The sequence below is a fragment of the Sporosarcina saromensis genome, from assembly GCF_054901285.1.
The window spans coordinates 2,546,202-2,572,741 of sequence record NZ_CM142738.1 but is presented as its reverse complement, the minus strand read 5'-3'; the positions used below and the strand labels follow the sequence as shown (position 1 = coordinate 2,572,741).

29 protein-coding genes are annotated in these 26,540 nt (G+C 40.4%); 25 read left to right on the top strand and 4 right to left on the bottom strand.

The annotated features are described in order from the left end of the window. Positions 1-78: 78 nt before the first annotated feature. The 7 genes from ehuB (at position 79) to ACVHUV_RS12930 (ending at position 5,640) form a co-directional block, all read left to right on the top strand. A complete protein-coding gene (ehuB, locus tag ACVHUV_RS12960; protein WP_462086912.1) occupies positions 79-927 on the top strand; it encodes an ectoine/hydroxyectoine ABC transporter substrate-binding protein EhuB in 849 nt (282 codons plus the stop codon). Between the two features lie 190 nt (positions 928-1,117). Then, the gene (locus tag ACVHUV_RS12955) at positions 1,118-1,780 is read left to right on the top strand and encodes an amino acid ABC transporter permease (protein ID WP_371391439.1); all 663 of its coding nucleotides are present in this window, start codon (positions 1,118-1,120) and stop codon (positions 1,778-1,780) included. Beyond that, a complete protein-coding gene (gene ehuD / locus ACVHUV_RS12950; RefSeq protein ID WP_317944416.1) occupies positions 1,777-2,463 on the top strand; it encodes an ectoine/hydroxyectoine ABC transporter permease subunit EhuD in 687 nt (228 codons plus the stop codon). Before ACVHUV_RS12955 ends, ehuD begins: the two co-directional genes overlap by 4 nt. 15 nt (positions 2,464-2,478) lie before the next feature. Next, positions 2,479-3,258, top strand: coding sequence for an ectoine/hydroxyectoine ABC transporter ATP-binding protein EhuA (gene ehuA, locus ACVHUV_RS12945; protein ID WP_371391437.1), 780 nt, complete (start codon positions 2,479-2,481; stop codon positions 3,256-3,258). A 260-nt stretch (positions 3,259-3,518) separates the two neighbouring features. Next, on the top strand, positions 3,519-3,959 hold the full coding sequence (locus tag ACVHUV_RS12940) for a BrxA/BrxB family bacilliredoxin (protein WP_317944512.1): 441 nt from the start codon (positions 3,519-3,521) through the stop codon (positions 3,957-3,959). Beyond that, entirely contained in the window at positions 3,956-4,732 is a 777-nt protein-coding gene (locus ACVHUV_RS12935; RefSeq protein ID WP_462084839.1) for a class I SAM-dependent methyltransferase, read from the top strand. Before ACVHUV_RS12940 ends, ACVHUV_RS12935 begins: the two co-directional genes overlap by 4 nt. A gap of 314 nt (positions 4,733-5,046) precedes the next feature. Beyond that, positions 5,047-5,640: a YpjP family protein gene (locus tag ACVHUV_RS12930; protein WP_371391435.1), complete on the top strand. Its 594-nt coding sequence runs from the start codon at positions 5,047-5,049 to the stop codon at positions 5,638-5,640. Between the two features lie 154 nt (positions 5,641-5,794). Here ACVHUV_RS12930 and ACVHUV_RS12925 read toward each other — a convergent pair whose 3' ends face one another. Together ACVHUV_RS12925 and ACVHUV_RS12920 are read right to left on the bottom strand one after the other, a co-directional pair. Beyond that, on the bottom strand, positions 5,795-6,706 hold the full coding sequence (locus ACVHUV_RS12925) for a site-specific integrase (RefSeq protein WP_462086911.1): 912 nt from the start codon (positions 6,704-6,706) through the stop codon (positions 5,795-5,797). Next, positions 6,688-6,960, bottom strand: a complete 273-nt coding sequence (locus ACVHUV_RS12920; protein WP_462084838.1) for an Arm DNA-binding domain-containing protein — start codon at positions 6,958-6,960, stop codon at positions 6,688-6,690. The genes ACVHUV_RS12925 and ACVHUV_RS12920 overlap by 19 nt, the downstream gene beginning before the upstream one ends. Positions 6,961-7,483: 523 nt before the next feature. On the opposite strand from ACVHUV_RS12920, the gene ACVHUV_RS12915 reads away from it, so the two are divergent. The 6 genes from ACVHUV_RS12915 (at position 7,484) to ACVHUV_RS12890 (ending at position 11,472) form a co-directional block, all read left to right on the top strand. Next, positions 7,484-7,621, top strand: a complete 138-nt coding sequence (locus tag ACVHUV_RS12915; RefSeq protein WP_462084837.1) for a hypothetical protein — start codon at positions 7,484-7,486, stop codon at positions 7,619-7,621. Positions 7,622-7,648: 27 nt separating this feature from the next. Then, complete coding sequence (locus ACVHUV_RS12910) at positions 7,649-8,065, top strand: hypothetical protein (protein WP_462084836.1); 417 nt, start codon at positions 7,649-7,651, stop codon at positions 8,063-8,065. Between the two features lie 546 nt (positions 8,066-8,611). Then, the gene (locus tag ACVHUV_RS12905) at positions 8,612-8,983 is read left to right on the top strand and encodes a helix-turn-helix domain-containing protein (RefSeq protein ID WP_462084835.1); all 372 of its coding nucleotides are present in this window, start codon (positions 8,612-8,614) and stop codon (positions 8,981-8,983) included. Continuing rightward, entirely contained in the window at positions 8,980-9,648 is a 669-nt protein-coding gene (locus tag ACVHUV_RS12900; protein ID WP_462084834.1) for an ImmA/IrrE family metallo-endopeptidase, read from the top strand. Before ACVHUV_RS12905 ends, ACVHUV_RS12900 begins: the two co-directional genes overlap by 4 nt. Before the next feature lie 383 nt (positions 9,649-10,031). Further along, complete coding sequence (locus ACVHUV_RS12895; RefSeq protein WP_462084833.1) at positions 10,032-10,973, top strand: thymidylate synthase; 942 nt, start codon at positions 10,032-10,034, stop codon at positions 10,971-10,973. 16 nt (positions 10,974-10,989) lie between these two features. After that, the gene (locus ACVHUV_RS12890) at positions 10,990-11,472 is read left to right on the top strand and encodes a dihydrofolate reductase (protein ID WP_462084832.1); all 483 of its coding nucleotides are present in this window, start codon (positions 10,990-10,992) and stop codon (positions 11,470-11,472) included. 79 nt (positions 11,473-11,551) lie between these two features. Here the strand turns inward: ACVHUV_RS12890 and trhA are convergent, their stop codons facing one another. Next, positions 11,552-12,187 carry a PAQR family membrane homeostasis protein TrhA gene (gene trhA, locus ACVHUV_RS12885; RefSeq protein WP_317944276.1) on the bottom strand — a complete coding sequence of 212 codons (636 nt, stop codon included), beginning with the start codon at positions 12,185-12,187 and terminating at the stop codon, positions 11,552-11,554. 73 nt (positions 12,188-12,260) lie between these two features. Here trhA and fakB point away from each other — a divergent pair, with 73 nt between their 5' ends. From fakB to ACVHUV_RS12835, 10 genes are all read left to right on the top strand, one after another. After that, entirely contained in the window at positions 12,261-13,100 is an 840-nt protein-coding gene (gene fakB / locus ACVHUV_RS12880) for a fatty acid kinase binding subunit FakB (protein WP_317944274.1), read from the top strand. A gap of 46 nt (positions 13,101-13,146) precedes the next feature. Further along, a complete protein-coding gene (locus tag ACVHUV_RS12875) occupies positions 13,147-13,959 on the top strand; it encodes a GDSL-type esterase/lipase family protein (RefSeq protein WP_462084831.1) in 813 nt (270 codons plus the stop codon). A 12-nt stretch (positions 13,960-13,971) separates the two neighbouring features. Next, the gene (locus tag ACVHUV_RS12870) at positions 13,972-14,547 is read left to right on the top strand and encodes a YpmS family protein (RefSeq protein ID WP_317944270.1); all 576 of its coding nucleotides are present in this window, start codon (positions 13,972-13,974) and stop codon (positions 14,545-14,547) included. Between the two features lie 12 nt (positions 14,548-14,559). Further along, entirely contained in the window at positions 14,560-15,090 is a 531-nt protein-coding gene (gene msrA, locus ACVHUV_RS12865; RefSeq protein WP_462084830.1) for a peptide-methionine (S)-S-oxide reductase MsrA, read from the top strand. Further along, positions 15,087-15,512, top strand: a complete 426-nt coding sequence (msrB, locus tag ACVHUV_RS12860) for a peptide-methionine (R)-S-oxide reductase MsrB (RefSeq protein ID WP_371391428.1) — start codon at positions 15,087-15,089, stop codon at positions 15,510-15,512. The genes msrA and msrB overlap by 4 nt, the downstream gene beginning before the upstream one ends. 14 nt (positions 15,513-15,526) lie before the next feature. Beyond that, complete coding sequence (locus tag ACVHUV_RS12855) at positions 15,527-15,748, top strand: YozE family protein (RefSeq protein WP_462084829.1); 222 nt, start codon at positions 15,527-15,529, stop codon at positions 15,746-15,748. A 79-nt stretch (positions 15,749-15,827) separates the two neighbouring features. Then, a complete protein-coding gene (gene deoD, locus ACVHUV_RS12850; protein WP_462084828.1) occupies positions 15,828-16,529 on the top strand; it encodes a purine-nucleoside phosphorylase in 702 nt (233 codons plus the stop codon). 85 nt (positions 16,530-16,614) lie between these two features. Next, a complete protein-coding gene (locus tag ACVHUV_RS12845; protein ID WP_371391425.1) occupies positions 16,615-18,114 on the top strand; it encodes a lmo1851 family serine protease in 1,500 nt (499 codons plus the stop codon). 61 nt (positions 18,115-18,175) lie between these two features. Continuing rightward, on the top strand, positions 18,176-19,090 hold the full coding sequence (locus tag ACVHUV_RS12840; protein WP_371391424.1) for a CobW family GTP-binding protein: 915 nt from the start codon (positions 18,176-18,178) through the stop codon (positions 19,088-19,090). Positions 19,091-19,267: 177 nt separating this feature from the next. After that, a complete protein-coding gene (locus ACVHUV_RS12835) occupies positions 19,268-20,089 on the top strand; it encodes a CAP domain-containing protein (RefSeq protein ID WP_371391423.1) in 822 nt (273 codons plus the stop codon). Between the two features lie 797 nt (positions 20,090-20,886). Here ACVHUV_RS12835 and ACVHUV_RS12830 read toward each other — a convergent pair. After that, positions 20,887-22,245 (bottom strand): MATE family efflux transporter, encoded by a 1,359-nt coding sequence (locus ACVHUV_RS12830; RefSeq protein ID WP_462084827.1) that lies wholly within the window; start codon positions 22,243-22,245, stop codon positions 20,887-20,889. Positions 22,246-22,397: 152 nt separating this feature from the next. On the opposite strand from ACVHUV_RS12830, the gene murG reads away from it, so the two are divergent. Together murG and ACVHUV_RS12820 are read left to right on the top strand one after the other, a co-directional pair. Then, entirely contained in the window at positions 22,398-23,474 is a 1,077-nt protein-coding gene (gene murG, locus ACVHUV_RS12825) for an undecaprenyldiphospho-muramoylpentapeptide beta-N-acetylglucosaminyltransferase (protein WP_462084826.1), read from the top strand. 199 nt (positions 23,475-23,673) lie between these two features. Continuing rightward, positions 23,674-26,484, top strand: coding sequence for a 2-oxoglutarate dehydrogenase E1 component (locus ACVHUV_RS12820; protein ID WP_462084825.1), 2,811 nt, complete (start codon positions 23,674-23,676; stop codon positions 26,482-26,484). Positions 26,485-26,540: the final 56 nt, after the last annotated feature.

Here is a 26,540-nt window from a genome sequence, read left to right as displayed (position 1 = left end):
TAACTATCAAACTAGCACGTTTGATAAAAAAATAAAGGGGAGAAATTTGTGAAGAAATTTAAGAGTAGTATTTTAGCCATGGTTTTAGTAGGAATTCTTGCAGCATGTGGAAATGATTCAAGTGCTGATGGGGAAGATCTTCTACAATCCTTACAGGACAAAGGTGTTGTGAAAGTAGGATTTGCAAATGAAAAGCCGTATGCATTTGAAGATGATAACGGTGAGTTACAAGGTGGGGCAGTAACAATTGCTAAAGAGGTTTTTAAAAACCTTGGAATAGAAGAAGTAGATGGGCATTTATCTGATTTCGGTCAATTGATACCTGGTCTTGGTGCAGGGAAATTCGATGTCATTACAGCGGGAATGGCCATCACACCAGACAGATGTAAAAGTGTTGCGTTTGGAGAACCTGAAATGCAATACGGGGAAGGGTTAATCGTTGCTACAGGCAATCCTGAAAACTTGCGTAGCTACAAAGATATCGCTGCGAACCCAGACATTAAAGTCGCTGTCATGAGTGGGGCGACAGAAAAGGACTTCATGATGCGTGAAGGCGTTGATGAAAGTCAAATCATGATGGTGCCGGATATCCCTGCGTCTTTTGCAGCTGTTGAATCAGGCCGTGCACATGCAACGACTGGTACAGAGATGACAATTAAGATGGCATTAGAATCCGCTAACAAAGACAAGTTGGAGTTTGTAACAGACTTTGAGCAACCCGACATTGAAGGTGTTCCGAGCTTTGGGGCAGCTGCTTTCCGAATTGACGATGATGAATTGCGTGAAGCGTATAACGCTGAACTGAAAAAGTTGAAGGAAAGTGGGAAAATTGCTGAGTTGATTGAACCATTTGGATTCACGGAGGAAATGAACGTTGTAGACCCTGCGATTACGACTGAAAGTGTTTGCAGCGGTGAAAATTACTAAATTGTAAACGACAGATCTTCGTTGTTCATGTGCTACTATGTAACGTTTTGAAATTGGCACAGCAATGACATTGCAAACTCTGCAGGAACTTTTGCAATACCGTTCCTGCAGAGTAGCCATGTTCTTGAGTATTTTGCATGAAATAGAATTTGTTGTTTCAGATTCAAAAGAAAAAATTGGAGTTGTTTGTATGAGTTCCATACCCGATATAACCCTTATGCTTATGAGGGGAATCAAAATCACCTTAATCGTGCTAGTCCTATCGATTATTTTATCATCCATCATTGCGCTCATCGCAGGCTTATCAAGAGTTTCGCAAAACAAGCTGTTGACAACGTTCACTGGATTTTACGTAGAGATTTTCAGAGGAACGTCCTTAATCGTCCAGCTTTTTTGGTTTTCATATGCGTTGCCGGGTTTGTTCAATATCCATCTCGGGAGTGATGTATGGGTAGCAGTCCTTGCAATTTCGCTTAATTATGGGGCATATATGTCCGAGATTGTAAGAGGGGCTATTTTATCCGTACCCCCTGGCCAAACGGAGGCTTCGATTGCGCTAAATTTATCGAAGTTCCAAAAAATGCGGCACGTCATTATTCCACAAGCTATACGGATGATGTTGCCTGAGTACGGAAATTATTTAATACAAATCTTAAAAGCGACTTCACTTGTATCGCTAATTGGTTTGACGGATTTATTGTATTACGGAAATATCTACAGAAGTACACATTTAACTGAAGCTCCGACAGTGTACATCATCATTTTACTTCTTTACTTTCTTCTTGCATTGCCACTTATTGGATTTACACGGAAGATGGAAAAGGTCGCTAAGAAAGGAGTGGTTCACGGATGACTTGGAGTTGGGAAGTGTTCTTTGAAGTGATTCCCTTAATCTTTAAAGGTTTGTGGATTACACTTGGCTTAACGATTGCCTGTTACGTATTTGCGATGATTTTCGGTTTCTTTTGGGTATTTATGAGCCGCATTCCCGTGAAATCAATCAATTGGCTCTTCAGGTGGATTGCAGAGTTTATCCGTTCTACACCACCGCTTGTACAATTGTTTTTCATCTACTTTGCATGGCCGGTCATTCCTGTAATCGGCGTGACATTGCATCCTTTTGTCGCTGCCATTTTAGGACTCGGTATTCACTTTAGTACGTATACATCTGAAGTGTATCGATCAGGGATTGAAAGTGTGGAAAAAGGTCAATGGGAGGCTTCGACGGCTCTTAATCTATCAACCGCACAAAAATGGCGCTATATCATTTTACCTCAAGCAATACCACCGACAATTCCTATGCTGGGGAACTATTTAATCATTATGTTTAAAGAGGTTCCACTTGCATCCACTATCGGTGTAGTTGCCATGTTGCACTTGGCGAATGATTACGGTGCCCAATATTATAAATATGTTGAACCATTGACCGTCGTTGCATTGTTTTTCCTCTTGCTAAGCTATCCTTCAGCATTGCTCATTAATAAGTTAGAAAAAAAATACAATCGACGCTTTGATAAAAAGACGGCTACGTTATAAAGTGAGGAGATTACCATGGTAGAACCAATTGTACAATATAAAGACATTCATAAAGCATTCGGTGACATTGAAGTACTAAAAGGCATCAATCTAGACATTCAGCCGGGTGAAAAAGTGGCATTGATTGGTCCGAGTGGTTCAGGCAAAACGACAATCATTCGACTGCTCATGACACTGGAACAACCGACTTCAGGCGTTATCGAAGTCAATGGCCATAACTTATGGCAAATGAAAAATACTAAAGGTGAGCTTGTGGAAGCTGATGACAAACATCTCCGTTCTATACGCGGAGACATCGGCATGGTGTTTCAACATTTTAACTTATTCCCGCACATGACCATTTTAGAAAATTGCATGTTAGCACCAACAATTGTGAAAAAGCAAGAGAAGAGCGAAGTCCGCAAAACGGCTCTGGAAATGTTAGAGAAAGTCGGGCTAGCTGACAAGGTCGATCTGTATCCAAACCAATTGTCTGGTGGGCAGAAACAACGTGTCGCCATGGCGCGAGCCCTCATGATGAAACCAAAAGTTATGCTGTTTGATGAAGTGACATCTGCACTCGATCCTGAACTGGTCGGAGAGGTGTTGGAAGTTATTCGCGACTTGGCAAAATCAGGAGATATGGCAATGATCCTTGTCACACATGAAATGGATTTCGCCTTAGATATCGCCGATCGCGTTTTGTTTCTCAACGAAGGTGTTATCGAAGAAGAAGGCAATCCAAAAGACATCCTCGTGAATCCACAAAGTGAACGTCTACAAGACTTCCTCGTTCGATTCACGTCGAGTCGATAAACTGATCGTACGGAAATGACGGGGAAGATGGCGTAATCGTCATTTCCCCTTCTTTTTTGCTAATTAATAACACATAATATTATTATGTAAACAAGTTAAATGAGTTGTACAATTATGAGATTAAACGCGAAAACTGTCTACAAGCACGAACTAAAAGTATTCAAGCACGAACTAAAAGTATTTTCAATCTCCAATGCATGAAATTACAACGATTCCATAGTAAAATGAAGCGAATGAACTTAAAGGGAGACTTGATAAGCATGAATGCATACGAAGAATACATGAAAGGTATCGTAAAGCCGATGCGTGAAGAACTGGTACGAGCAGGTTTTACAGAATTGACTACTGCTGAAGAAGTGAAAGAAACAATGGATGCTTTAGAAGGTACGGCGCTAATCGTCATCAATTCAGTTTGTGGTTGTGCAGCAGGATTAGCCAGACCCGCTGTGCGCGAAGCATTAAACGGAGCTAGTGAAAAACCTGATCACTTATTAACGGTGTTCGCAGGTCAAGATAAAGAAGCGACTGCTCAAATGAGAGACTACTTCCCAGAAGTACCGCCAAGTTCACCTTCAATCGCTCTTTGGAAAGACGGTCAATTGGCCTATTTCATACCTAGGGAACAAATCGAGAGTTCGGAAATGGAACAAATTCAAGTACACTTGTCAGGCGCTTTGGAGCAAGTTTGCACGAACGAATGACAATCATCACTACGGCGGGCCGACCTGATGAGTTATCGGACGAGTTGGCCCAAAAAGCGCATCGAGCACTTGGTTTCCCAATCGTCCCACGGAATAAACGGTCCGTCCAACGACTGCAAAAAGAACATGGAAAAGACGTTCTCGTTGCAGGGAAAGAACGATATGAGTTGTTTCGAATCGGAATGGAAAAACCGTTCTTCTTCCACCCGAACTCTGCAGCATTCCGATTGAAAAGAGTGCAGCAAGGAGAAACAGATCCATTAATAGAAGCGAGTGGATTGAAAATAGGGGATCATTTCTTGGATTGTACGCTTGGTCTTGCTTCTGACAGTATCATTGCGGCTAACCATATTGGGAAATCAGGGAGATGCATGGGATTAGAAGCGGACGCGACTGTTGCATTTTTGACGCAAGTCGGCTTACAAACATTTGCGACCGATTCTTCTATGCTTTCTGAAGCAATGGCAGCAATTGAAGTAATGCATATGGAGGCAGTCGAATTTTTAAAAACACAAAAAACGGCTTCGTGGGATGTTGTTTATATCGATCCAATGTTCAGTTCGCCTATCGAAGAATCTTCAAATTTCAGCGCGCTTCGCCAAGCTGGTGTTCACAAGACATTGACGGAAGAATGGGTGAGAGAAGCATTACGGGTGTGCAAGCGCAGTGTCGTTGTAAAGGAACGGTATGATTCAGTCGTTTTTGATCAGTTTGCATTCAAACGCACCATTCGACCGAGTAGTAAAATTCACTTCGGTACAATTACTAAATGAAAAACCGTCTTGTCCAATTTGGATGAGACGGTTTTTTCATTAATTCGTAAAGTTCAATGAGCTTAAATAAAGGACGAGTGCAAGCAATCCGATTCCCATAAACAATTCTACGTTCATTTATATAACCTCCTTCATAAAACCTCACAATTATCTTCCGTTTTATTGTACAATGAAAGTAAGAAATATGAAACCTTTTCAAGTTTTAAACGTAATAATTCATAGAACGTACATAAATTCACTGAGTTCATAGAAATTTATGCATTTAATTACAATATGAACTTCCTACATATACAAGATAAGTCGAGGTGCTAACGATGAAACAATACATGCAAAAAATAGTCATTGCATTAGTTGCCGTCCTTACACTTGGTGTCATTTCACCAAGTCATGAAATTTGGACGACGCTCCAACCGAAAAATGATTCCCGAGAGACAGACATACCAACTGCCTCGAATAATGAATACCATATCGGTTTGTCTGATGTTGTACCGTTAACCGAAGAACTACCTTCCATACAAGAGGCTTTGCTGAATCCTGCGCATGAATTGGCATATGTGAAGTTTGGTACGAAAATCGGTCCAGTCATTGAACGAGAATTTGACACAGTTATTTTTCCTAAAATCGAAGAAGTTATCCAACAAACAGTTATTTCGGTTGGCGGACTTGAAAATCGCAGTCTTTCTATTACACAATCACCTTCAGGACAATATGCTGAAAAAATCTTTCATGTAACCGACACATTATCCAATGAAGATTTAATCCGTTTTCACGTTCGGACAGAAAAAAGACCGCAAGACGGCTATTTTTATAATTTCCATTACCACATTGCTAACGATGGATTTACAGGCCATCACTCATTAGGTGATATCTTCTGGTCCAAAAACACACCGCCAAAATGGTTATCTTAACACTCGTACAAATTACGAGTGTTTTTTTATTGTGTGAACGTTGATTTAACAATGTTTATTAGGTGTATTGCTACGTTTTCGTATTTCTGTTTGCATGGTTGAAAAGAATGCAATTTACCATGTACCCCAATTTGTACCCCAAATCAATCATTTTTCAATCATTGAAAGCATCTAAAACGACAATTTGGTCCATTAAGTTGGAAGCAGCAATCTCATCTTTTTCAAATGAATGCGCATAAGTTTTATAAACGGTTTCAGGAGTGTCACCGATTAGGGCAGCAACGGTTGTTATGGGGACATTATTCGATAGTTGAATCGATACATAGGTGTGGCGGAGATAGTGGGGGGTAAAATAATCGATTTTCTCTCTTTCGCATACTAAGTCAATAATGCGTTTAAGAAATCGTTCGCCAACAGGATTTCCAGCATAATTTACAATGACATAACCTTCAGGGTTTCGAAATCCATATCGCTCCATCTTATCGTCGTACCAAACCTTGTAGTCGATCAATACTTTTTTTATACCTTCGTTCATCGGGAATTTCCTTTTGCTATTTTTTGTTTTGGAATCTCTTAATCCAAAGCGATCTCTTGTTTCCGTGATGTGCAGAAATTCACCTTCGAAGTCGACATCTTCCCATTTTAACGCTCGTAGTTCACCGATTCGCATTCCTGTTAAAACAAGCATGCATATACAAGTATAATGTGATATTTTATACTTCGTTCGAATGATCTGTAGAATTTTATCAATGCCTTCAACCGGAATTGCCTCACGCTTAACACCTTGAGTTGCATTTTTAAGGTTTGGGGTGTTAATTCTCTTCTTATTCAACATTTCGTTTTTAAAAGCGAAGTTGAATACTGCGCTTATTCGTCGGTATATAGAAATAAGGGTACCTTCAGTTAATCCTTGCTTAATTAAAGGGTCAAATATCTCTCTTTGCAGGATGAGAGTAGTGACGTTTTTAATCTTATGGCGGCCTATCTTATTTAGGACGTAGTTCTCCATAATATATTCATGGTTTCTTGCTGTTGTCGGTTTCCAGTTTACTTTCGCAGCTTCAATATATATTTCTTCAATTGCGCCACTGTTAAATTATCGTTTTCTACATAACTGTTATTCCCGTCTAATATAGCAGCCTTGACATCTATTAAAGCACGTTCAGCTTGTTCAATCGTATCAAAGTTTTGCTTTGATTTTTCTCGACGTTTGCCTAGAGAGTCGTAATATTTATATCGATAGGCGAACTTTTTTTCTTTCCCTTGCTTGTACCAGTAAATACTGTCTATTTTTGTTTTTGTCATTTTCACGCGTGCCATTTCGCATATCTCTCTGCATAAATTTTGTTTTTGTACAATTCAAGTCGTTTGCATGCAAATTCATATTCGACAAATTAAGGGGAGTAAATATCCGAGTTGTTTGAAGCCGAGACTTGAATTAAACACTATCAGATATGATAGCCCTGTATGGGGGAATTCGAAATGTAAGGCATGTAATCATGGTTGGAATTTGCAAATACATATTGAGTTTGTTTGAATTGCAAGAAGAGCACTCTGTCTTGAAGAAGAAGTTAGAAAATAATTTCCTAACTAATGGTGACGTGCTTGGATTAGCAGTGAAATGTACAGTTGATATAAATAAATGAAGATCGAACTCTGTTTCCCTTTATAACGAAGAGAAGCTTTTCTTATATTGATAACGTGTCAAATTATAATGCAAAATGTCGAAATTGACATACTTTCCTCTCGATTTTGAATAAATTAAAGGATTTTTGCGTTGCACTGAAGAAAAGTTTATTAAGAATTAGCGCAAATTCTAATAAAAGTATTAGGAGGGTTTTTTATGAAGAGAATTCTTGTCATGGTATTAGGTCTCGTGTTATTGCTATCAATCGTAACTCAAGTTCCTGCTGCTGCTGCTGAAGTGGAAAATCAAACAAAAGGTGCATTATCAACTCTTTTTACAGAAATAATGGATTAAGATAGTGAGTTTGATAATACAATCTTTTTGGATGGAGACTACGTTGCTTTATATATTAACTTAGCAAAAAAACAAGGTGCAACTGATTCTGATATAAAGCTAGCTATTGCAAAAGTAAATGAACATAATCAAATTACAAATGACGTTGCAACACTCCAACCGTTTGTAACATACGATGAAAATGGTTTTAATTTCGATGAAGAGGCAGCGAGAGAAGCAAACATATCGGAAGATTTAATTGCGACTACGGTAAATGATTTTGAATCAATGAATACAGTAGAGCCATTTGCATCATGTAAAGGGAAAAGTGCATTTGAAAAACAATCATATGGATTTTATACCTTTTTTGATAGTTGCGAAACTGCCAAAATTATAAATTATATTCAAATCGGAGCAGCAATAGCTACACTTGCATTAGCAGCATTGCTCCACCTGTTGGATTAGCAACTATTATTGCAGTAGGTTTATTTGATATCGGAGCAATTACGTTGAATTTCGTGAATATTCAAGGGTGTGGGACTTGGATCAAATGGACAGGTACTGAAAACCCAGATCCTTTCTGGGTCGGCAGTCAATGTTAGGTCATATTTGTAAAGGAGAATAGGTTTGTTAACAATATTTCCTATTGTTGTTTTTGGTATAAGTCTCGCTCTTTGTATAGTACTATTGCTTAAACTTAATAGAATTAAGGAACAAAAAGAGAGGTTATCTATAATAATTCTATTGAGTTTAACTCTTCTCTGTTTTTCGGCACTGTTGTATTTTGCGCTAATTTAGGAAAGTCTGGCCGTCATCGTACTATACGTTAGTATTTATGCACCCTGTCCGGTTGGATGGGTGCTTTTTTGTCCTATTATATCGGTTTTCCTACTAAATTAGAAGTTGATTAACAGTCTCACGAGAATAATCAACAATATCTGTTGACTGATTCACCTAGTGATGTTATTCAATGAATGTACCAAACTTCTTATTAGAAAGGAGGAACCATCTATGTTGAATTCATTCGGGAAGTTTTGCAGAAAACTTCGAATTGACAAGGGTGAGCTTTTAAAAGACATGGCAACAAGACTAGGGGTCACATCCTCATATTTGTCCGCTGTTGAAAATGGAAAAAGAAATGTTCCTCATGATTGGGTTGAAAAAATTACTGTTATGTATTCATTGAGCGACTCAGAAGAGAAAGAGTTAAAACAATCTTTCATAGAGTCAAAGAAAGTTGTTACAATCGATTTTGAAGGCTACAGCAATGAGGATAAAAGCGTCTTATTGGCATTAGCTAGAGAATTTAATGCTCTCGATGAAAGCGATCGTCTAAAGATAAAAAACATCCTCCAAAAATCAAATAAAGGAGGAACTGAATGACATTGTATATCGCAAAACCTGCATCGAGAAAGAAAATAAGAGAGGCAACTAATACAATTAGGGAAATGTTCGATTTAAAGGATGAATTGTATTTCCCTGTTGTAAAATTTCTAGAGTGGGGTATGCCCGAATTTGATAAAAAAATCAATTTTGAGATCTTACCATTTAACAAATTGCCGAACCGATATGCTGTAACTTTTCCTAAAAAAAACTTAATTTATATTCGGGAAGATGTATACGATGCTGCAGCGGAAGGAATAGGACGAGATAGGTTTACAATCGCTCACGAGATCGGCCATTATGTAATGCACAGACCTGGAAATATAGAACTTGCAAGATCGGAAAACGTGGATAGTATTCCCGCTTATAAAGATCCTGAGTGGCAAGTTAATGTATTTGCAGCTGAGTTGTTAGCTCCACCAAGTATTATTTCGGGTTTAACTGTTGCGGAAATTGCTGAGTGCTGCGGAGTTTCACATACAGTAGGTCGAATACAAACGGGAAAATTACGGCAAAGCAAAATGAAGCTAATCAAAGATAAGTCTGAAGAAACGTTCACTACATACACATTCATTTATCAAGGTTATGAAGATCAACGCCGGTATCTAAATGCTCGTCTCAAAAATCGCACTGCGGAGTTAATGGAGTTATACCTATTATATTAAAAGGCGACCGTGCGAGGCAGTCGCTTAAATCGCTTTTCCGGTTAATAAAGGTTAGAATATGTTTACAATAAAAAAGAGAGGGCTCACTATGCCCCCACTGAATCAAAAATTTCACGTTAAATTCGGTTGTACCCCAACGGTACCCCATAAGTACCCCAAACTAATTCTTTACAATATACTTAAATACGAAAGTTCTTTTAGCGAAGAAACCATCAGAAGCTGAATACAGAGCTATTAAAGAGTATAAAATACACAACATTGGGACTGACATTGTATTCTGGTCCAAAAACACACCGCCAAAATGGTTATTATAAAACCATATAGGCGGTGTTTTTTCGTCGTTTTTGCTATACTGACATGTAAGCAGTAAGGAGGACATAAATATGAAACAATACTTGGAATTATGTACACACATTCTTGAAAATGGAACGGTTAAGGAAGATCGTACGGGTACAGGCACGATTAGTGTGTTTGGCTATCAAATGCGATTTGACTTGCAAAAAGGATTTCCATTAATGACGACAAAGAAAACAGCATTCCGTCTCATTGCAACGGAATTGTTATGGTTTTTAAAAGGGGATACAAATTTACGCACCCTTATTCAAGAAAGGAACCCGATTTGGGATGAATGGGGTTTTGAACGGTGGGTGACGAGTGAGGAATATACAGGTCCTGACATGACGGATTTCGGTAGACGGAGTGTTAAGGATGAACAATTTGCAGAAGTCTATGCACAAGAGATGGACGCTTATAAACGTCGTGTTGTGGAAGACGATGTTTTTGCGGAGAAGTATGGAAATCTTGGTCCGATATATGGGAAACAGTGGCGTTCATGGTCCACAGCTGACGGAAGTATCGATCAAATCAAACTGTTAATTGAAGGATTAAAAAATAATCCTGATTCCAGACGTCATATTGTGTCCGCGTGGAACCCGTCAGAAGTAGCTGACATGGCATTGCCGCCATGTCACACAATGTTCCAGTTTTACGTAGCAGAAGGAAAGCTTTCTTGTCAACTTTACCAACGGAGTGCTGATGTATTTCTAGGTGTGCCGTTCAATATCGCGTCGTACGCGTTACTCGTTCACTTAATTGCTGAAGAATGCGGTTTGGAAGTTGGAGAATTCGTCCATACATTAGGGGATGCTCATATTTACTTGAATCATATGGAACAAGTGAAAGAGCAACTGTCCAGAGAACCGAGAGCATTGCCTACGTTGAAGTTGAATAAAGAAGGAAAATCCATTTTTGACATGACATTTGAAGATATAAGCATCGAGGGCTATGATCCTCACCCGAAAATAAAAGCGCCGATCGCGGTTTGACGAGGAGGAAAAACGGATGATTTCATTACTAGTAGCGCATGACGTCAATCGTGTCATTGGTGTCAATAATGAAATGCCTTGGCATATACCAGAAGAATTGGCCTATTTTAAAAAAGTTACAATGGGAAAAGCAATTGTGATGGGGCGGAAAACGTTTGAATCGATAGGACGTCCTTTGCCAGGTCGTTTAAATATTGTTTTGACAAGAAATGATGGCTATGTAGCAGATGGTGTGGAAGTTTTTCGTGAGTTAAACGAAGCGATTGAACGAGGAAAGCAGTATGCAGACGAAGTTGTCATTATTGGTGGAGCAGAAATTTTCAACCTTGCGATGGACATTGCAGACCGTCTTTACATTACGGTAATCGAGCATGCGTATGAAGGGGACACGTTCTTCCCGAATTATGGGGATGAATGGAAACTTCAATCATCATCAGAGCAGCAAATGACGAAAGATGGCATCACGTACACGTATTTAGTGTATGAAAGAAGTGCATAAACCCAACTAGGCAAGTACTAGAGAAATGAACGAAATTCTTACTTGCAGCACACGAACTGTTGTACAAAAAACAGCGTCCTCATACATATAAGAGGACGCTGAAATACATGGCGGTACTGCCGGCAAGTACGAAAACATGCCAAATTGCATGGTTGTAAGGAATCTTTCTCCACGCGTAGAATACCGAGCCGAATGTGTATAGAACACCGCCTGCAACTAAGAGGATTAACCCTTCAGTTGGCAGATGCATGTAAAGTGGTTTAATGGCAAAGATGATTAGCCAGCCCATTACAATATAAAATAGTAGGGAAACGACCTCGTACTTGTGGATGAAAAACACTTTGAACAGGATGCCGATGATTGCAAGCCCCCATATGATTCCGAACAATGTCCATCCAAGTGCACCTTTGATTGTGACCAACAAAAACGGGGTATATGTACCTGCAATCAATAGATAAATTGCTGAGTGATCAAATATCGAAAACAATTTTTTCAGTTTGATTGGCATGCTATGTAGAAGTGTACTCATTAGAAACAGCAACAGCATGGACACACCGAATAATGTGAAACTGACGATCGCAATCGCGGTTCCATGTCGAATACCTGCTAACACTAAAAGAACGAGAGCGGGGATGCTTAATACAAAACCTATGCCGTGTGTAATGGCATTCCAAAGTTCTTCATTTTTTGTCTTATAGTCAAATGCTTCGGGCATCATCCATCCTCCTTCCAACCTATTAGTCTTAATTATAATGATTGTCGCCAAAATGAAAAGGGAAGTGCTATTCATGAAAAAAATCCATATTGTCACGGATTCAACAGCAGATTTGATTGAAAATTATATGGAGCAGTATTCCATCCATGTCGTTCCTTTAACGATTCATATTGATGGGCAGACGTATATGGACGGCATTGATATCCAACCAGAAACGTTCATTGAAAAAATGAACAACAGCAAAGAATTGCCTAAAAGTTCGCAACCTGCAACTGGCGTATTTAAAGAATTGTACGATAAGCTCGGTGCAGATGGAAGTGAAATCATTTCGATTCATATGACCGGTGGTATGAGCGGAACGGTCAAATCAGCAGAAGCCGCAGCGGCTATGACCGATGCAAAAGTAACGGTTATCGATTCGATGTATATTTCACATGCTTTGACTTTCCAAGTTGTAGAAGCTGCTCAAATGGCGAGTGAAGGCAAAAGTGTGCAGGAAATTGTTGAACGCTTGTCGGTTGTAAGACAAAATACGAAATTATACGTGGTCGTTGATATGCTCGATAACCTCGTAAAAGGTGGTCGCATTGGTAAAGGGAAAGCAATGATCGGTTCTTTGTTAAACATTAAGCCGATTGCCACATTACAAGACGGCGTCTACACACCCGTTGCAAAAGCACGCAGTCATAAACAAGTAGCAAGCCATTTATTTAAGGCATTTACAGAGGAAACGAAAGGCAAAATCGTCCGTTCTATTGGCCTTTCACATGCGAATGGCCTTGCAATGGCTGAACCACTACTGAAAAAAATTGAAGAGACTGGCTGGAAAGATGTGAAATTCTCGTTCACTTCACCAATCATTAGTACACATACTGGAGAAGGTGCGATTGGGTTCATGTATTACGCTGAATGATACACCAGTAAGAGAATTCACTAAATAAAAAAGGGGAATTGTGTTCATGAGAAGAGTTTTATTCTTACTCGTCTTCTCATTCGTTGTTGCAGGTTGTCAAGCAGAGGAACGAGTTGTCCATCCGTCTTTTTCGGCGCGTAACTCTCTAGCGCTCACTGACTTTTTCGTTCATGATTACTTTGTCCCTGAGAAGATCACTGTTATCGGATTAGGAGACTCTCTTACGCAAGGTGTAGGAGATGAGTATAAAAGAGATGGCTATTTTGGCCGTGTTACCCTTGCCATGCAAAATTGGAAAGGGGTAAGTGACTTGGACGCATCCAACTTAGCGAAGAGAGGACGACGGAGTGATCAATTGATTGAACAACTTGAAGACCCGGAAATCCAAGATTCCATTAAGGAAGCTGATGTCATTTATTTGACAATTGGTGGGAATGATATTATGAAAGTGGTAAAAAAGCATCTCTTCAATTTACAAGCGGAACCCTTTTATAAGGAGTTGGGGAAATTTGAAAATCGTCTAGATGAGATTTTCAAGACGATCAGAGGGCTAAATGGTGATGTCGTAATTGTTGTTGCAGGTTTATACAATCCGTTGTCACTCGTGACCGATGAATCGAACGAATTCGATACGATTATCGAGGATTGGAATGAAGCAATTGAAATTCAGACAATCATGGACGGAAAAGCTTGTTTTGCACCTGTAAATGACCTGTTTGTTGGCAATGATAATATGGTGTACCATTCTGATTTCTTTCATCCTAATGCGAAAGGATATGAGTCAATGGCAAACCGCTTAATAGAAAAAATCGATGCATGTGGTTTGACAGAATTATCGGATGGGAAATTGGATATGTAGAGGTGACCGTTTGTGAATCGATGGAAAATTGCTTTTTTTACGTTGATCGGCCTGCTTTGTGCCGGCGTAATTGCGTTAATCTTGTTTTTAGATACGTCTGGGAAGTCAGAACCGCTTCCTACTGCTGATCGTTCTGCGAGTAAAGGAAGTGTGTTACTTGTAAAAGCTTCTCGAGATGATGTGGAAGTTCTTGCGAATAACTATTTGCGAAAAGCTATGAAAGGCAAGCCGCTTCCTGTCACGATTGAAGTGAAAGACGAACTGGTTCTTTATTCGGAGTTGACGGTTTTTGGTGTAACCGCTCCTATCTATATGAATTTTGATCCGGTTGTGTTAGAAGACGGCAACTTGATACTTAAACAATCATCTATGGAAATCGCGAATTTAAATATTCCACCCGCTACTGTACTAAAAGTGTTACGCGATTCAATTGATTTGCCGGAATGGATGATTGTTCGTCCTAAAGAGGAAGAGATTTTCATCGACTTATCTGAACTGCCGGTATCCGGTAATTTACAAGTGCGAGCTAAAACGTTTAACCTTGCGGAAGATGAGATCGAGTTGGAAGTAACCATTCCTAACAATTAAGGAGGAAAATGCATGGCGATTCAACGAGCGACATTCGCAGGAGGATGTTTTTGGTGTATGGTGAAGCCGTTTGACCGGTATGATGGTGTGCTATCTGTTGTGTCCGGCTATACAGGTGGAGAAGTGCCAAATCCGTCTTACGAACAAGTATGTACGAATACGACAGGTCATCGTGAAGCAGTTCAAGTGACTTTCGATGACACAATCATAACTTACGAAGAGCTGCTAAACATCTTTTGGCGACAAATCGACCCAACGGATGCTGGTGGTCAGTTTTTTGACCGTGGAGAATCGTACCAAACCGCGATTTTCACGCATACCAATGAACAAGAGGTGCTTGCAAAAGCTTCAAAACAACAGTTACAAGATTCAGGAAAGTTCACGAAGTCCATTCAAACGGAGATTCTTCCTGCAAAACCGTTTTATGCAGCTGAAGAGGAGCACCAAAACTATTACATGAAAAATCCAAGTCACTATGAGCGTTATGCAATTGGTTCAGGAAGAGAGCGCTTTAAAAAAGAACATTGGGGTGATCAAGCATGAAAGATGAACTAAAAAAGACGTTAACACCCATGCAATACTATGTCACACAAGAAAATGGAACAGAGCCGCCTTACCAAAATGAATTTGACCAACATTTTGAGGAAGGGATTTATGTTGATATCGTGTCTGGAAAACCATTGTTCAGTTCAAAAGATAAATTTGACGCAGGTTGTGGATGGCCGAGTTTTTCAAAACCGATTGTTGAAACGGAAGTGACGGAACATTTTGATGCGAGCCATGGTATGCGTCGGACAGAAGTGAGAAGCAAAACAGCTGATTCTCATCTTGGACATGTTTTCCCTGATGGACCAGGGCCTGCAGGTCTTCGGTATTGCATTAATTCAGCAGCATTGCGCTTCATTCCGCTGAGCGAGCTCGACAAAGAAGGATACGAGGAATACAAAAGCTTATTTAATAAGTGAAGGGATGTGCTGTGATGGACCGATCTTTTTACCAGTTTGCTTTATCCTATCGAGGTGGAGGTAAAAACGATGTCAATGTCATTTTTGCTGAGGCAATGTTTAACGACCTAAGTTTCCCTAAAGATGAGAAGCATTTTGATAGTCTTTCTCGATATGTAGAAGACAAAGCGGATCCAAATATGCCAAGTATTGTTTTCGACGAATTGTATGCGCATTATGAAGACCAGTTTCTTTAGATGTATTTACCATCTTCATTGCATAATAAGCTGATAAACTGTATGATTAGGACAGAAATTTGAAAGGTAGGCGTGATAATTGAGCATACATATTAATGCGAAAAAAGGCGATATTGCCGACACAATTCTATTACCAGGAGATCCATTACGAGCAAAGTATATTGCAGAAACATTTTTAGAGGACGTAACGCAATATAACGAAGTGCGAAATATGTTCGGTTATACAGGGACATATAAAGGGAAACGTATTTCTGTTCAAGGGACTGGAATGGGTGTACCATCCATTTCCATCTACATTAACGAACTAATGCAAGAATTCGATGTACAAAAATTAATTCGTGTTGGTACTTGTGGCGCGATCCAAAAAGACGTTAACGTAAGAGACGTGATTTTGGCACAAAGCGCGACAACAAACTCTCCGATTAACCGTACATTCTTTAACGGTGTCGATTATGCACCAACAGCTAACTTTGATTTGTTACTGAAAGCGTACAATGCAGGTGTTGAAAAAGGTTTACACTTACAAGTCGGAAACGTATTTACAGAAGACTTCTTCTATAACGAGCACGCTGAGCATGAAAAATTAGCTCAATACGGAGTGCTTGCTGTTGAAATGGAGACAGCTGCCTTGTATACATTAGCTGCGAAATATGGCAGACAAGCTTTGGCTGTCTTGACAGTAAGTGATCATATTCTTACAGGTGAAGTAACGACTTCTGAAGAGCGCCAAACAACTTTCAATGACATGATTGTCGTTGCATTGGACGCTGCAATTCAATAAGAGTGCACCTTAGGACCGCTCGCAACATGAAAAGCGGTCTTTTTTTGAATAAACTCACATAATGAGGAAGAAAGTTGGGAATGGGATGGACGAAAAAGAGAACAACAGGCCTCAAGAAGAACAAGCAAACTATGAACCGCCTGCTAAACGTTATATTCAGTTAAAACCGTTCTCCTTAGTAATGCTCATATTCGGACTTGTCCTTGCGACTGCAGGTGTAACGTTTTTTGCATTAACAACTGGCGACGATAAAGTAGTTGAAGTAGTCAGCCCGCAAAATCCGTCCACTGACCGCAAAGAATTTAAGAAGCTGTATGATGCGTACGATGAATTGAAATCGAATTATTACAATGACATTGATGAAACCGCCGTCATTGACGGGGCCATTAATGGAATGATCGAAGCATTAGGAGATCCGTTTTCAGACTACTTGAATGCACAAGAGTCAAAACAGTTGAATGAAAGCATTTCATCGAGTTTCGAAGGAATTGGTGCGGAAATCCGGGAATTGAACGGCTATATTAGTGTCGTTTCACCTATCAAGAACTCCCCAGCTGAACGTGCGGGACTCTTACCGAATGATTTAATCGTAGCGGTGGATGGAGAAAGCATTCAAGGGATGTCCTCTTCAGAAGCAGTGTTATTAATTCGCGGTGAAAAAGGAACAACTGTCACATTATCCGTGAGAAGAGGAGAAATGGCTGAACCTTTTGATGTGAAAATTGAAAGAGATATCATTCCGATTGAAACCGTATACGCTGAAATGTTAGCGGATAAAATCGCGCACATTCGCATTACAAGTTTTTCTGAACATACGTATGAAGAGCTAGAAGCTGCTTTGGATGAAATGGAAGCGCAAGGGATGGAAGGTCTAATTATGGACGTCAGACAAAATCCTGGCGGCAGATTGGATACGGCCATTGACATTTCAGACCTCTTTGTAGAAGAAGGAAAAAATCTCTTCCAATATGAAGGAAAAGGAAACAAACCAGAAGTTTACGTCGCCTCAGGCGGTAGAAAGGTGACCGTTCCTGTTACACTCGTCATTGACGACGGCAGTGCGTCGGCTTCAGAAATACTTGCTGGGGCGTTGAAAGAGTCTGCAAACGTTAAGCTGATCGGGATGAAGACATATGGCAAAGGGACTGTCCAAACGCCGAAAGACTTGCCAGATGGATCGAACTTGAAGCTTACAACTGCGAAATGGTTAACACCTGACGGTAACTGGATTCACGAAAAAGGAATTGCGCCGGATATCGAAGTGCAATACCCTTCCTATGCAATGTTACCTTTCCTTGATCCTACGATGGAGATGAAGGAAGGGACCGTCTCACCAGCTGTGAAAACTGCTGAGGAAATGTTGGATGCAGTTGGATATGATACAGGTGAAATCGACGGCTTGTATGACGAACAGACAACCGAAGCAGTAAAAGCACTTCAAGAAAAGCTATCAATCGAAACAAACGGTATTTTAGCTGGTGAAACAACTTACGGTCTCATGAATGCTTTAAGAGATAAAATCCGTAACGAAGATCCACAATTGCTAAAAGCGAAAGAAGTCGTAATGGAACAGCTTCAAAACTGATAAAAAGCGTCCAATCCTTTTGGTTGGGCGCTTTTCCAATAGAAATTAGGGAGGTATTCAAATGACAGATGTGTATTTGTTAAGTGGTTTTCTAGGAAGTGGTAAAACATCATTGCTCGTGAACTTGATACAGCAAATTAAAGAACAAGGGCTGAAGCCAGCCGTTCTCATGAATGAATTTGGTGCCATTTCCATTGATTCGGACACGGTAGGAGATTCAAAGGATGTGCCACTTAAAGAATTGTTGAATGGGTGCATCTGCTGTACGGGATCTGAGAAAACGGAGGCACAGTTACAAGGCCTTTTAGAAGAATATGAGGTTGACGTCATCCTTATTGAAACGACGGGTGCTGCTCATCCTGTTGAAGCGCTGGATGCCGTCTATTCCCCGCTATTTGCGGACCGCTTGGATGTGAAAGGCATTGTAACGGTTGCTGACGCCAAACGATGGATTGAGCGTCATACCATGTCTCCGCAGATCCGTGCGTTATTCATGGAACAGATTAAACATGCACATCTACTTGTCTTGAATAAAACGGATTTATTGACAGAAAGCCAATTAGCTACCGTATCGATGGAACTTGCTAATTTCAATGAAAATGCACCGATCATCCAAACAAGTAATGCACAAGTTTCGTTTGCTTATATAGAAGAAACGCTACAAAAGCTGCAACAATTACCGACAAAACCGATCATTTCAGGTAAAAATTTGCCGTTGTCATCTAAATTGATTGTTTTAGAGAAACCTGTACAAAAAGAACATTTTGAGCAATGGGTCAAAGCATTGCCGGATACTGTCTACCGTATGAAAGGATATGTTCCCGTTGAAGGCGCAAGTCATCCGTTTTTATTTCAATATGCATACGGAATGGTCAACTGGCTTCCTGAGTATGTAAAAATGGATCCTTCACTTGTTGTAATTGGTGAAGGCATCAAGGGCCTTGAATATGTATATCCTTCTAGCAAACAATCTTAATATGTCAACCCTACTTGAGATGAAATAATAAACTAGCACTCCTTAATTATCCAAAAACGCCTTTGCGAAACTACTTAAACAAAGGGAAACTTAAATTCTTTGGTTATGCTGGATAATCTTGTCGATTCTCAACTTCAACTTTGCGATATGATAGTTTGCGAAGGGAGGAGTTAAGAGATGAAAAAATCGATGGCTGTCATCTTACTCGGTTCGGCGCTCTTGCTGCCGAACAACAATAGTGTAGAAGCATCAACTCAATTAAACGATGCAAAGGTTCAAAAAACAATAGAGGACGTACAATATTATGTATATGAGGGGAAATTCAATTCTCTCAACGAAGTAAACAACTACTTTACTTCCTATCTTGATAAACTGAAAGAACAATTTGGTGAAAATATATTTGTAAACGTAGAAAAACCGGTTAAGCCTGAACAACAAAAACCAGTTACTCCAAACAAACCGGGTAACGAACAAAAACCTGAAACACCAAGCAAGCCGGTAGTGCCACAAAAACCGGTTACACCAAATAAACCGGTGGAGAAACCATCTACACCACCGACACAACAACCAAGCAAGCCAGCACCACAACAACCATCAACAAACCCAGGTCAAAACGCATCCATTTCTGCTATTGAGCAAGCTGTTTTGAACTTGACGAATGCTGAAAGACAAAAAGCGGGACTTCAACCATTGCAAATCGATGCGAAACTAATGAATTCTGCTCGTCAAAAATCAACAGATATGGCGAAAAACAATTATTTCTCTCATACAAGTCCAACTTACGGTTCTCCGTTCGATCAAATGAAAGCTAACGGTATCTCTTACCGTGCTGCAGCTGAAAACATTGCAATGGGCCAACGTAGTGCAGAAGAAGTTGTCAAAGCTTGGATGGATTCACCTGGTCACAGACAAAATATCCTAACACCAAGTTTCACACACATCGGTATCGGATATGATGCAAATGGCCACTACTGGACACAACAATTCATCCAGAAGTAAGCTTCACAGTATTAGGAAGTAGTATCTTAACAATAGAAACGCATGGAACCAGTTTACCATCTGGTTCCATGCGTTTTTTCTAAGCAAATTTTTATTGGTTGGAAATGCTTTTCATGCAATCAACAATTAAGGCATATGGATAAGGGGGCTTGAAAAACGTTTTCTAGAAAGTGAAGTGACAATACGTTTGTTTGAATAAACACTTATTAACAAGTAGACTTCTTCGAAACCGTTGACTTGCGTTTCGGCACACGCTTTCCGCGGGGCAAGGACATCCTTGCTCACAACGCTCGTCTTTTGTACACAAAAGCCGTTCTGCGTGACGGCTTTAGCTGCAGGGTCTCACCAATCGTGTTATCCCCCGCAGGACATTGAAAAGGCTCCCCCGAATACTGACCTCACGAAGGAAATGCGTAGCATTTTCGAGGATCGGCGCATGAACTCCAGCTAACTATTTTGTGACGACAACTTATTTGCCTCTCACTGTAGAAAACGCTCATCAGGATTGGAGCAGAAGGCGGCGACTCCAGCGGGAACAGCGCGAGCTGAAGACCCTGGACTGAGCGAAGCGAGGGAATAAAATGCTGCCTTAATTTCTGTAAAAAGCACAGAAATACGGCAAAGCTCACCCTTCGCAGTTCGCTTGGCTGAAGCCGTGCCCGCGGAACGCGTCCGCCTGGAGCGGAAATCCGCTGTTTATCGAGAGTACAAGGGAAATTATATACTCTTATATCCCGTAAATTTGTTAATCAACATACCTGAAGTGACAATTGATAATCGATTTTGCTAGTATGACATCAAGCTGTTTCTTTGAGTTCATGTCTCTTTTGAATCACACGTAAACGTAAGCTTAACGTAATCGCACCAATTGTCAATCCAACGATAAGGCCAACCCAATATCCAAATGGACCAAGTTCCGTATACATAGCTGTGAAATAACCGACTGGAAGCCCAATGCCCCAGAAAGAGATAATCGCCATTATGAACGTCATATTCACATCTTTATAGCCTCGAAGTGATCCTTGTATAGGTGCTTGAATCGCATCAGACAATTGGAAAAACGCAGCAAACACAAAGAAATGAACGGCTAGCTCGATGATCGTCTGATCTGTCGTATACAACGATGCAATGGGTTGTCTAAAGACTAATAAAATGACGATTGAAATGAAACTAAATAGAACCGCTAGACCGACTGCAAGAAAACTATATTGTTTAGCCGTCTTCATTTTCCGTGCACCGACTGCTTGACCAACTAAAATTGTTGCACCCATCGAGATGCTGAGCGGTATCATATAGAGGAGAGACGTAAAGTTCAAAGCGATTTGGTGTGCTGAGATTGTTTCTGTCGTATAGCCGCTCATTAGCAATGTAACGACAGAGAAAATGCTGATTTCGACAAATATTGAAAGGCCGATTGGAACACCGATTTTTATAATTTCGAGGCATTTTGCAAAGGAAACACGTTGCCAACCTTTAAATAACTGATACGATTGAAAAGGTTTGCGTTTCCAAGCAATTAAGATCGCAATACTTAGCACAATCCAGTAGGTGATACCGGAAGCATATCCAGCACCTGCTCCACCCAATTCAGGGAAGCCGAAATTCCCAAAGATGAGTAAATAATTGAGCGCAATGTTGATAGGTGCAGAAAGTAAAATGATAAACATTGACACTCGTGTTGAACCAAGCGCATCAAAGAACGAACGCAACACTGTGTAGGCGAAGAGTGGAATTAATCCAATACTCATCCCTTGTAAATAATGACCCGCAACTACTTTTACCGGGGCTTCTAACGGCATGTTTTGGATTGCAGGAATAATGGCAACCAATACAAGTGTGAACACTACTATAGAGAGGACGAGGGAAACGTAAAGCCCTTGTTGGACAGATGGTCGCGTTTCGTGTTTTTTACCTGCACCAATATAGTGTGCAATCATTGGGGTTAAGCCCATAAGAATGCCAGATAAGCCAGTATATACAGGCACCCAAAAAGAGGAGCCGATCGTTACACCTGCTAAATCTTCGGTGTTGTATCTTCCAGTCATGAGAATATCAAAAAACGTCATCATGTATAAGGCTACTTGCGTAATGAGAATGGGTATGACGATTTTTGCAAATGTTGTGGACTTTGCTTTTAGTGATGTAACTTCTTCCATAGCACGAACTCCTAACTTTATTGACCGTTGACAGTAAGAACATAAATTTTGATCGAAATAAATCAATCAACATTGTACCATGATTTCTCTGCTATAATAGCAAAGAAGCATTTTAGATATGCTTATATTCAATTGAAGAGGTGAATGGCCAGATGAAACGGCCGGTTATAGTACTAACAGGCGGCGGAACTGCAGGGCATGTTTCCGTCAATGAAGCGCTTATTCCAGAATTTTTGGAGAAGGGCTATGAAATTCATTATATTGGTTCCCATGATGGAATTGAAAAAGAGTTAATTCAAGGTAGACATAAGGAAGTTACGTATCATGCGATACAAAGTGGTAAACTTCGCCGTTATTTTTCCATGAAAAACTTTACGGATCCTGTACGTGTTGGAGCAGGCGCCCTACAAGCGTTCGCGATTCTGCGAAAATTAAAGCCTGAAATTGTCTTTTCAAAAGGTGGTTTTGTATCAGTCCCAGTCGTGCTAGCAGCTAAACTTGCGAAAGTTCCGGTAGTTGTACATGAGTCAGATGTGACACCTGGATTGGCAAACAAGCTCGCTCTTCCATTTTCAAATCATATTTTCACGGTTTTTGAACAGACGTTGGAGTATGTACCTGCCGGAAAAGCGACGTGCACAGGTGCTGTCATCCGTCCAGAAATTTTTACAGGAGATAGAAATGAAGGGCTACGCATTGCAAGATTGACTGGTACGAAACCTGTCGTTATTGTGATGGGGGGAAGTCAAGGGTCAGCAATCTTGAATGAGGCAGTCAGAAAAGATTTGGATGAACTCCTGGAGATGTTTGAAATCATCCACCTTTGCGGTAAAGGAAATATTGACGAGACATTGGAGCATTTGACAGGCTACACACAATTCGAATATGTAACAGAAGGTTTGCCGCATTTGTTGGCAGCTGCTGACTTTGCCGTATCGCGTGCGGGTTCAAATGCGATCTTTGAATTGCTCTCCTTATTGAAACCAATGCTACTCATTCCATTGTCGGCCGCAAAAAGTAGGGGAGATCAACTAGTAAATGCATCACTCTTCCAGTCTCTCGGTATTGCAAATGTCGTGAAGGAAGAGGAACTTGAGCGTGAACAGCTAGTAGTTTGTTTGGAGAAACTTCTACAAGATCAGCAACAATTACATACAAATATGGTCAAAGTTGCAAATACGAAATCTCCTGCGAAAATGGCTGAATTAATCCTAACGTACAAAAATTAGCTGGAAGAGACATTTTGCCGTAAAAAAATTGTCGATAAACTGTTGCATTCAAATGCAATGAGGTGTATCGTTGTTGTCGGCGCAAAAGTCAATAAAATAGTTCTAAACCCTTTTAGTTAGACTGTTTGCGTGGTACTATGGATACGGATAAAAAATATAAACACAACAGGCCAATAGGCAAATGTGGAGGTCATTTTACATGTCGAACAATGTTGGTGCCCAACGTTCCCCTTATTCGGTTTTCAAAGGTCCGAACCTCGGGTATGTAATGGAAATGTATGAACTGTTCAAAACTTCACCAGAATCAGTAGATCCAGAGCTTGCAGAAATGTTCAGAAGCTACGGAGCACCTTCTGTGGATGGTGTTGAGCAGGCAACAACAGCAGCTGCCGTCCCAACGGGCGATTTCGGAAAGATTTTAGCTGCGTATACGTTAATTGATGCGATTCGTGCATATGGTCATCTTGCAGCGGATATTTATCCACTCAATGATCGTCCTAAAGACTCGACACGACTCGAGCTCTCTTACTACGGGTTAACAGAAAACGATTTGCAGACAATGCCGGCCTCCTTATTTATGAAAAATGCTCCATCTACTGTAGAAACCGGGTTGGATGCAGTGAATTATTTGAAATCATTGTACACTGGCAAAATCGCTTATGAATTTGCACATGTCATTGATGAAGAAGAACGCAATTGGATTCAAGGTAAAATTGAAAATGGGGAAATCTCAGTTAGTCTTTCAGCTGAAGATAAAAAAGAACTATTACACCGATTGACAAAAGTTGAAGGGTTTGAGAAATTCATACACCGCACTTTTGTCGGGGCGAAACGTTTCTCCATTGAAGGTTTGGATTCACTTGTTGTCCTTTTGGATGAACTTGTCCGTAAATCAGAAGCGGAAAAAATGAAGAAACTATTAATTGGTATGGCTCACCGTGGTCGATTAAATGTATTAACCCACATTTTGAACAAACCTTACGAAATGATGTTCGCGGAGTTCGCTGGTGTTCCTTCATCTCCGTTTCTTCCTGAAGACGGCTCACTTGTCACGACGCGTGGCTGGTTCGGAGACGTGAAATACCATATGGGCGGTTTGTACAAAGGACCATCGGGGATGGAACGTTTCTTAGCGTACAATCCATCTCATTTGGAAGTTGTCAATCCGGTCGTAGCAGGACAAACACGCGCTGCACAAGAAACAACTGACCATGAAGGGATTCCTGTACAAGATACAAATGCAGCATACGCAATTATGATTCACGGAGATGCCGCTTTCCCTGGGCAAGGAATTGTACCGGAAACGTTTAACTATAGTCGAGTGCGTGGTTACCGTACGGGCGGATCCATCCACGTTATCGCGAACAATACAATTGGCTTTACAACCGAATATTACGATTCAAGATCAACACATTATTCATCAGATCCTGCAAAAGGTTTTGAAGTACCGATCATGCATGTAAATGCAGACAGTCCTGAATCAGTGATTGCAGCTGCGGCATTCGCTTTTGAATACCGTCAAAAATTCGGTAAGGATATTTTAATAGACTTAGTTGGGTATAGAAGATACGGACATAACGAAATGGATGAACCACTCGTTACGAACCCAATGATGTATCATTTAATTCATAAACACCCTACGGCAAGACAACTGTATGGCGAGGAACTTGTGAATGCGAATATTCTGAGCAAAGATGAAGTTGAAAAAATGGATTCTGATGTATTTGCTGTTATGCAATCAGCTTATGATCGTGTGAAAGAACATTCTTCAAATGCTAAACGAAGCTCGAATGCAACACCTGAAATCGTCTTGAACGGTTATCCAAGAGACCTTGAAACAGGTGTATCAGAAGAGCAGTTAACACGTATGAATGAAGAATTGCTTACGTATCCGGAAAACTTTACAGTGTTCAGCAAATTGAACCGTATTTTGAAACGCCGGGAAGAGCCGTTTAAAGGTAAAGGGAAAGTGGATTGGGCACATGCAGAACAGTTAGCATTCGGTTCAATTTTACAAGATGGGAAACCAATTCGTCTGACAGGGCAAGATGTACAACGTGGTACATTTGCACATCGTCATCTTGTGTTGCATGATGAAAAAACTGGCGAAGAATACGTACCTTTACACCATATTAGCGGTTCAAATGCATCATTCGTAGCGTACAATAGCCCATTAACAGAATTTGCTGTTGTCGGTTATGAGTTTGGGTATAACTTAGAGAAAGACCAAGCGTTGTCCATTTGGGAAGCACAATATGGAGATTTTGCGAATATGGCTCAAGCGATGTTTGACCAATTCATTTCGGCAAGTCACTCAAAATGGGGACAACAATCAGGAATGGTTATGTTGTTACCACATGCGTACGAAGGGCAAGGCCCAGAACACTCCAGTGCACGTCTTGAAAGATATTTACAGCTTTGTGCTGAAAATAACTGGACAGTTGCCAACCTATCAAGTGCGGCAAACTATTTCCACATTTTACGTAGACAGGCGAAAATGCTTGGTACGGAAGTGGAACGTCCACTTGTTATCGTTTCACCAAAATCATTGTTGCGTCATCCTTTAGTAGGAGCAGATGTCAGTGATTTGTCAGACGGCCATTTCCAAACTGTTCTTGAACAACCTGGAACAGGTCAAAAACCTGAAAAAGTGAAAAAGATCCTCTTCGCAAGTGGTAAAATGGCAATTGACCTCGCTGAGAAGGTGAAAGATGGAGAAGGGTTCGATCACTTACACATCGTTCGTGTTGAACAACTGTATCCATTCCCTTCCGATAAGATTGCTGAAATTCTTGCTCGTTATCCGAAAGCGAAGGAACTTGTATGGGTACAGGAAGAACCGAAAAACATGGGTTCTTGGTCATTTGCTTATTCATATTTACGTGAACTTGCAGACGGCAAAGACATCTCTTATGTTGGCCGTATTCATCGAGCGAGCCCTTCAGAAGGAAACGGGGAAGACCATAAAGTCGAACAACAGCGCATTATTGATGAAGCTTTAAAAAAATAAGTCTATATCCTACATGAAATTGCAATGTTAGTTACCGTTTAAACGGTTAGAACAGA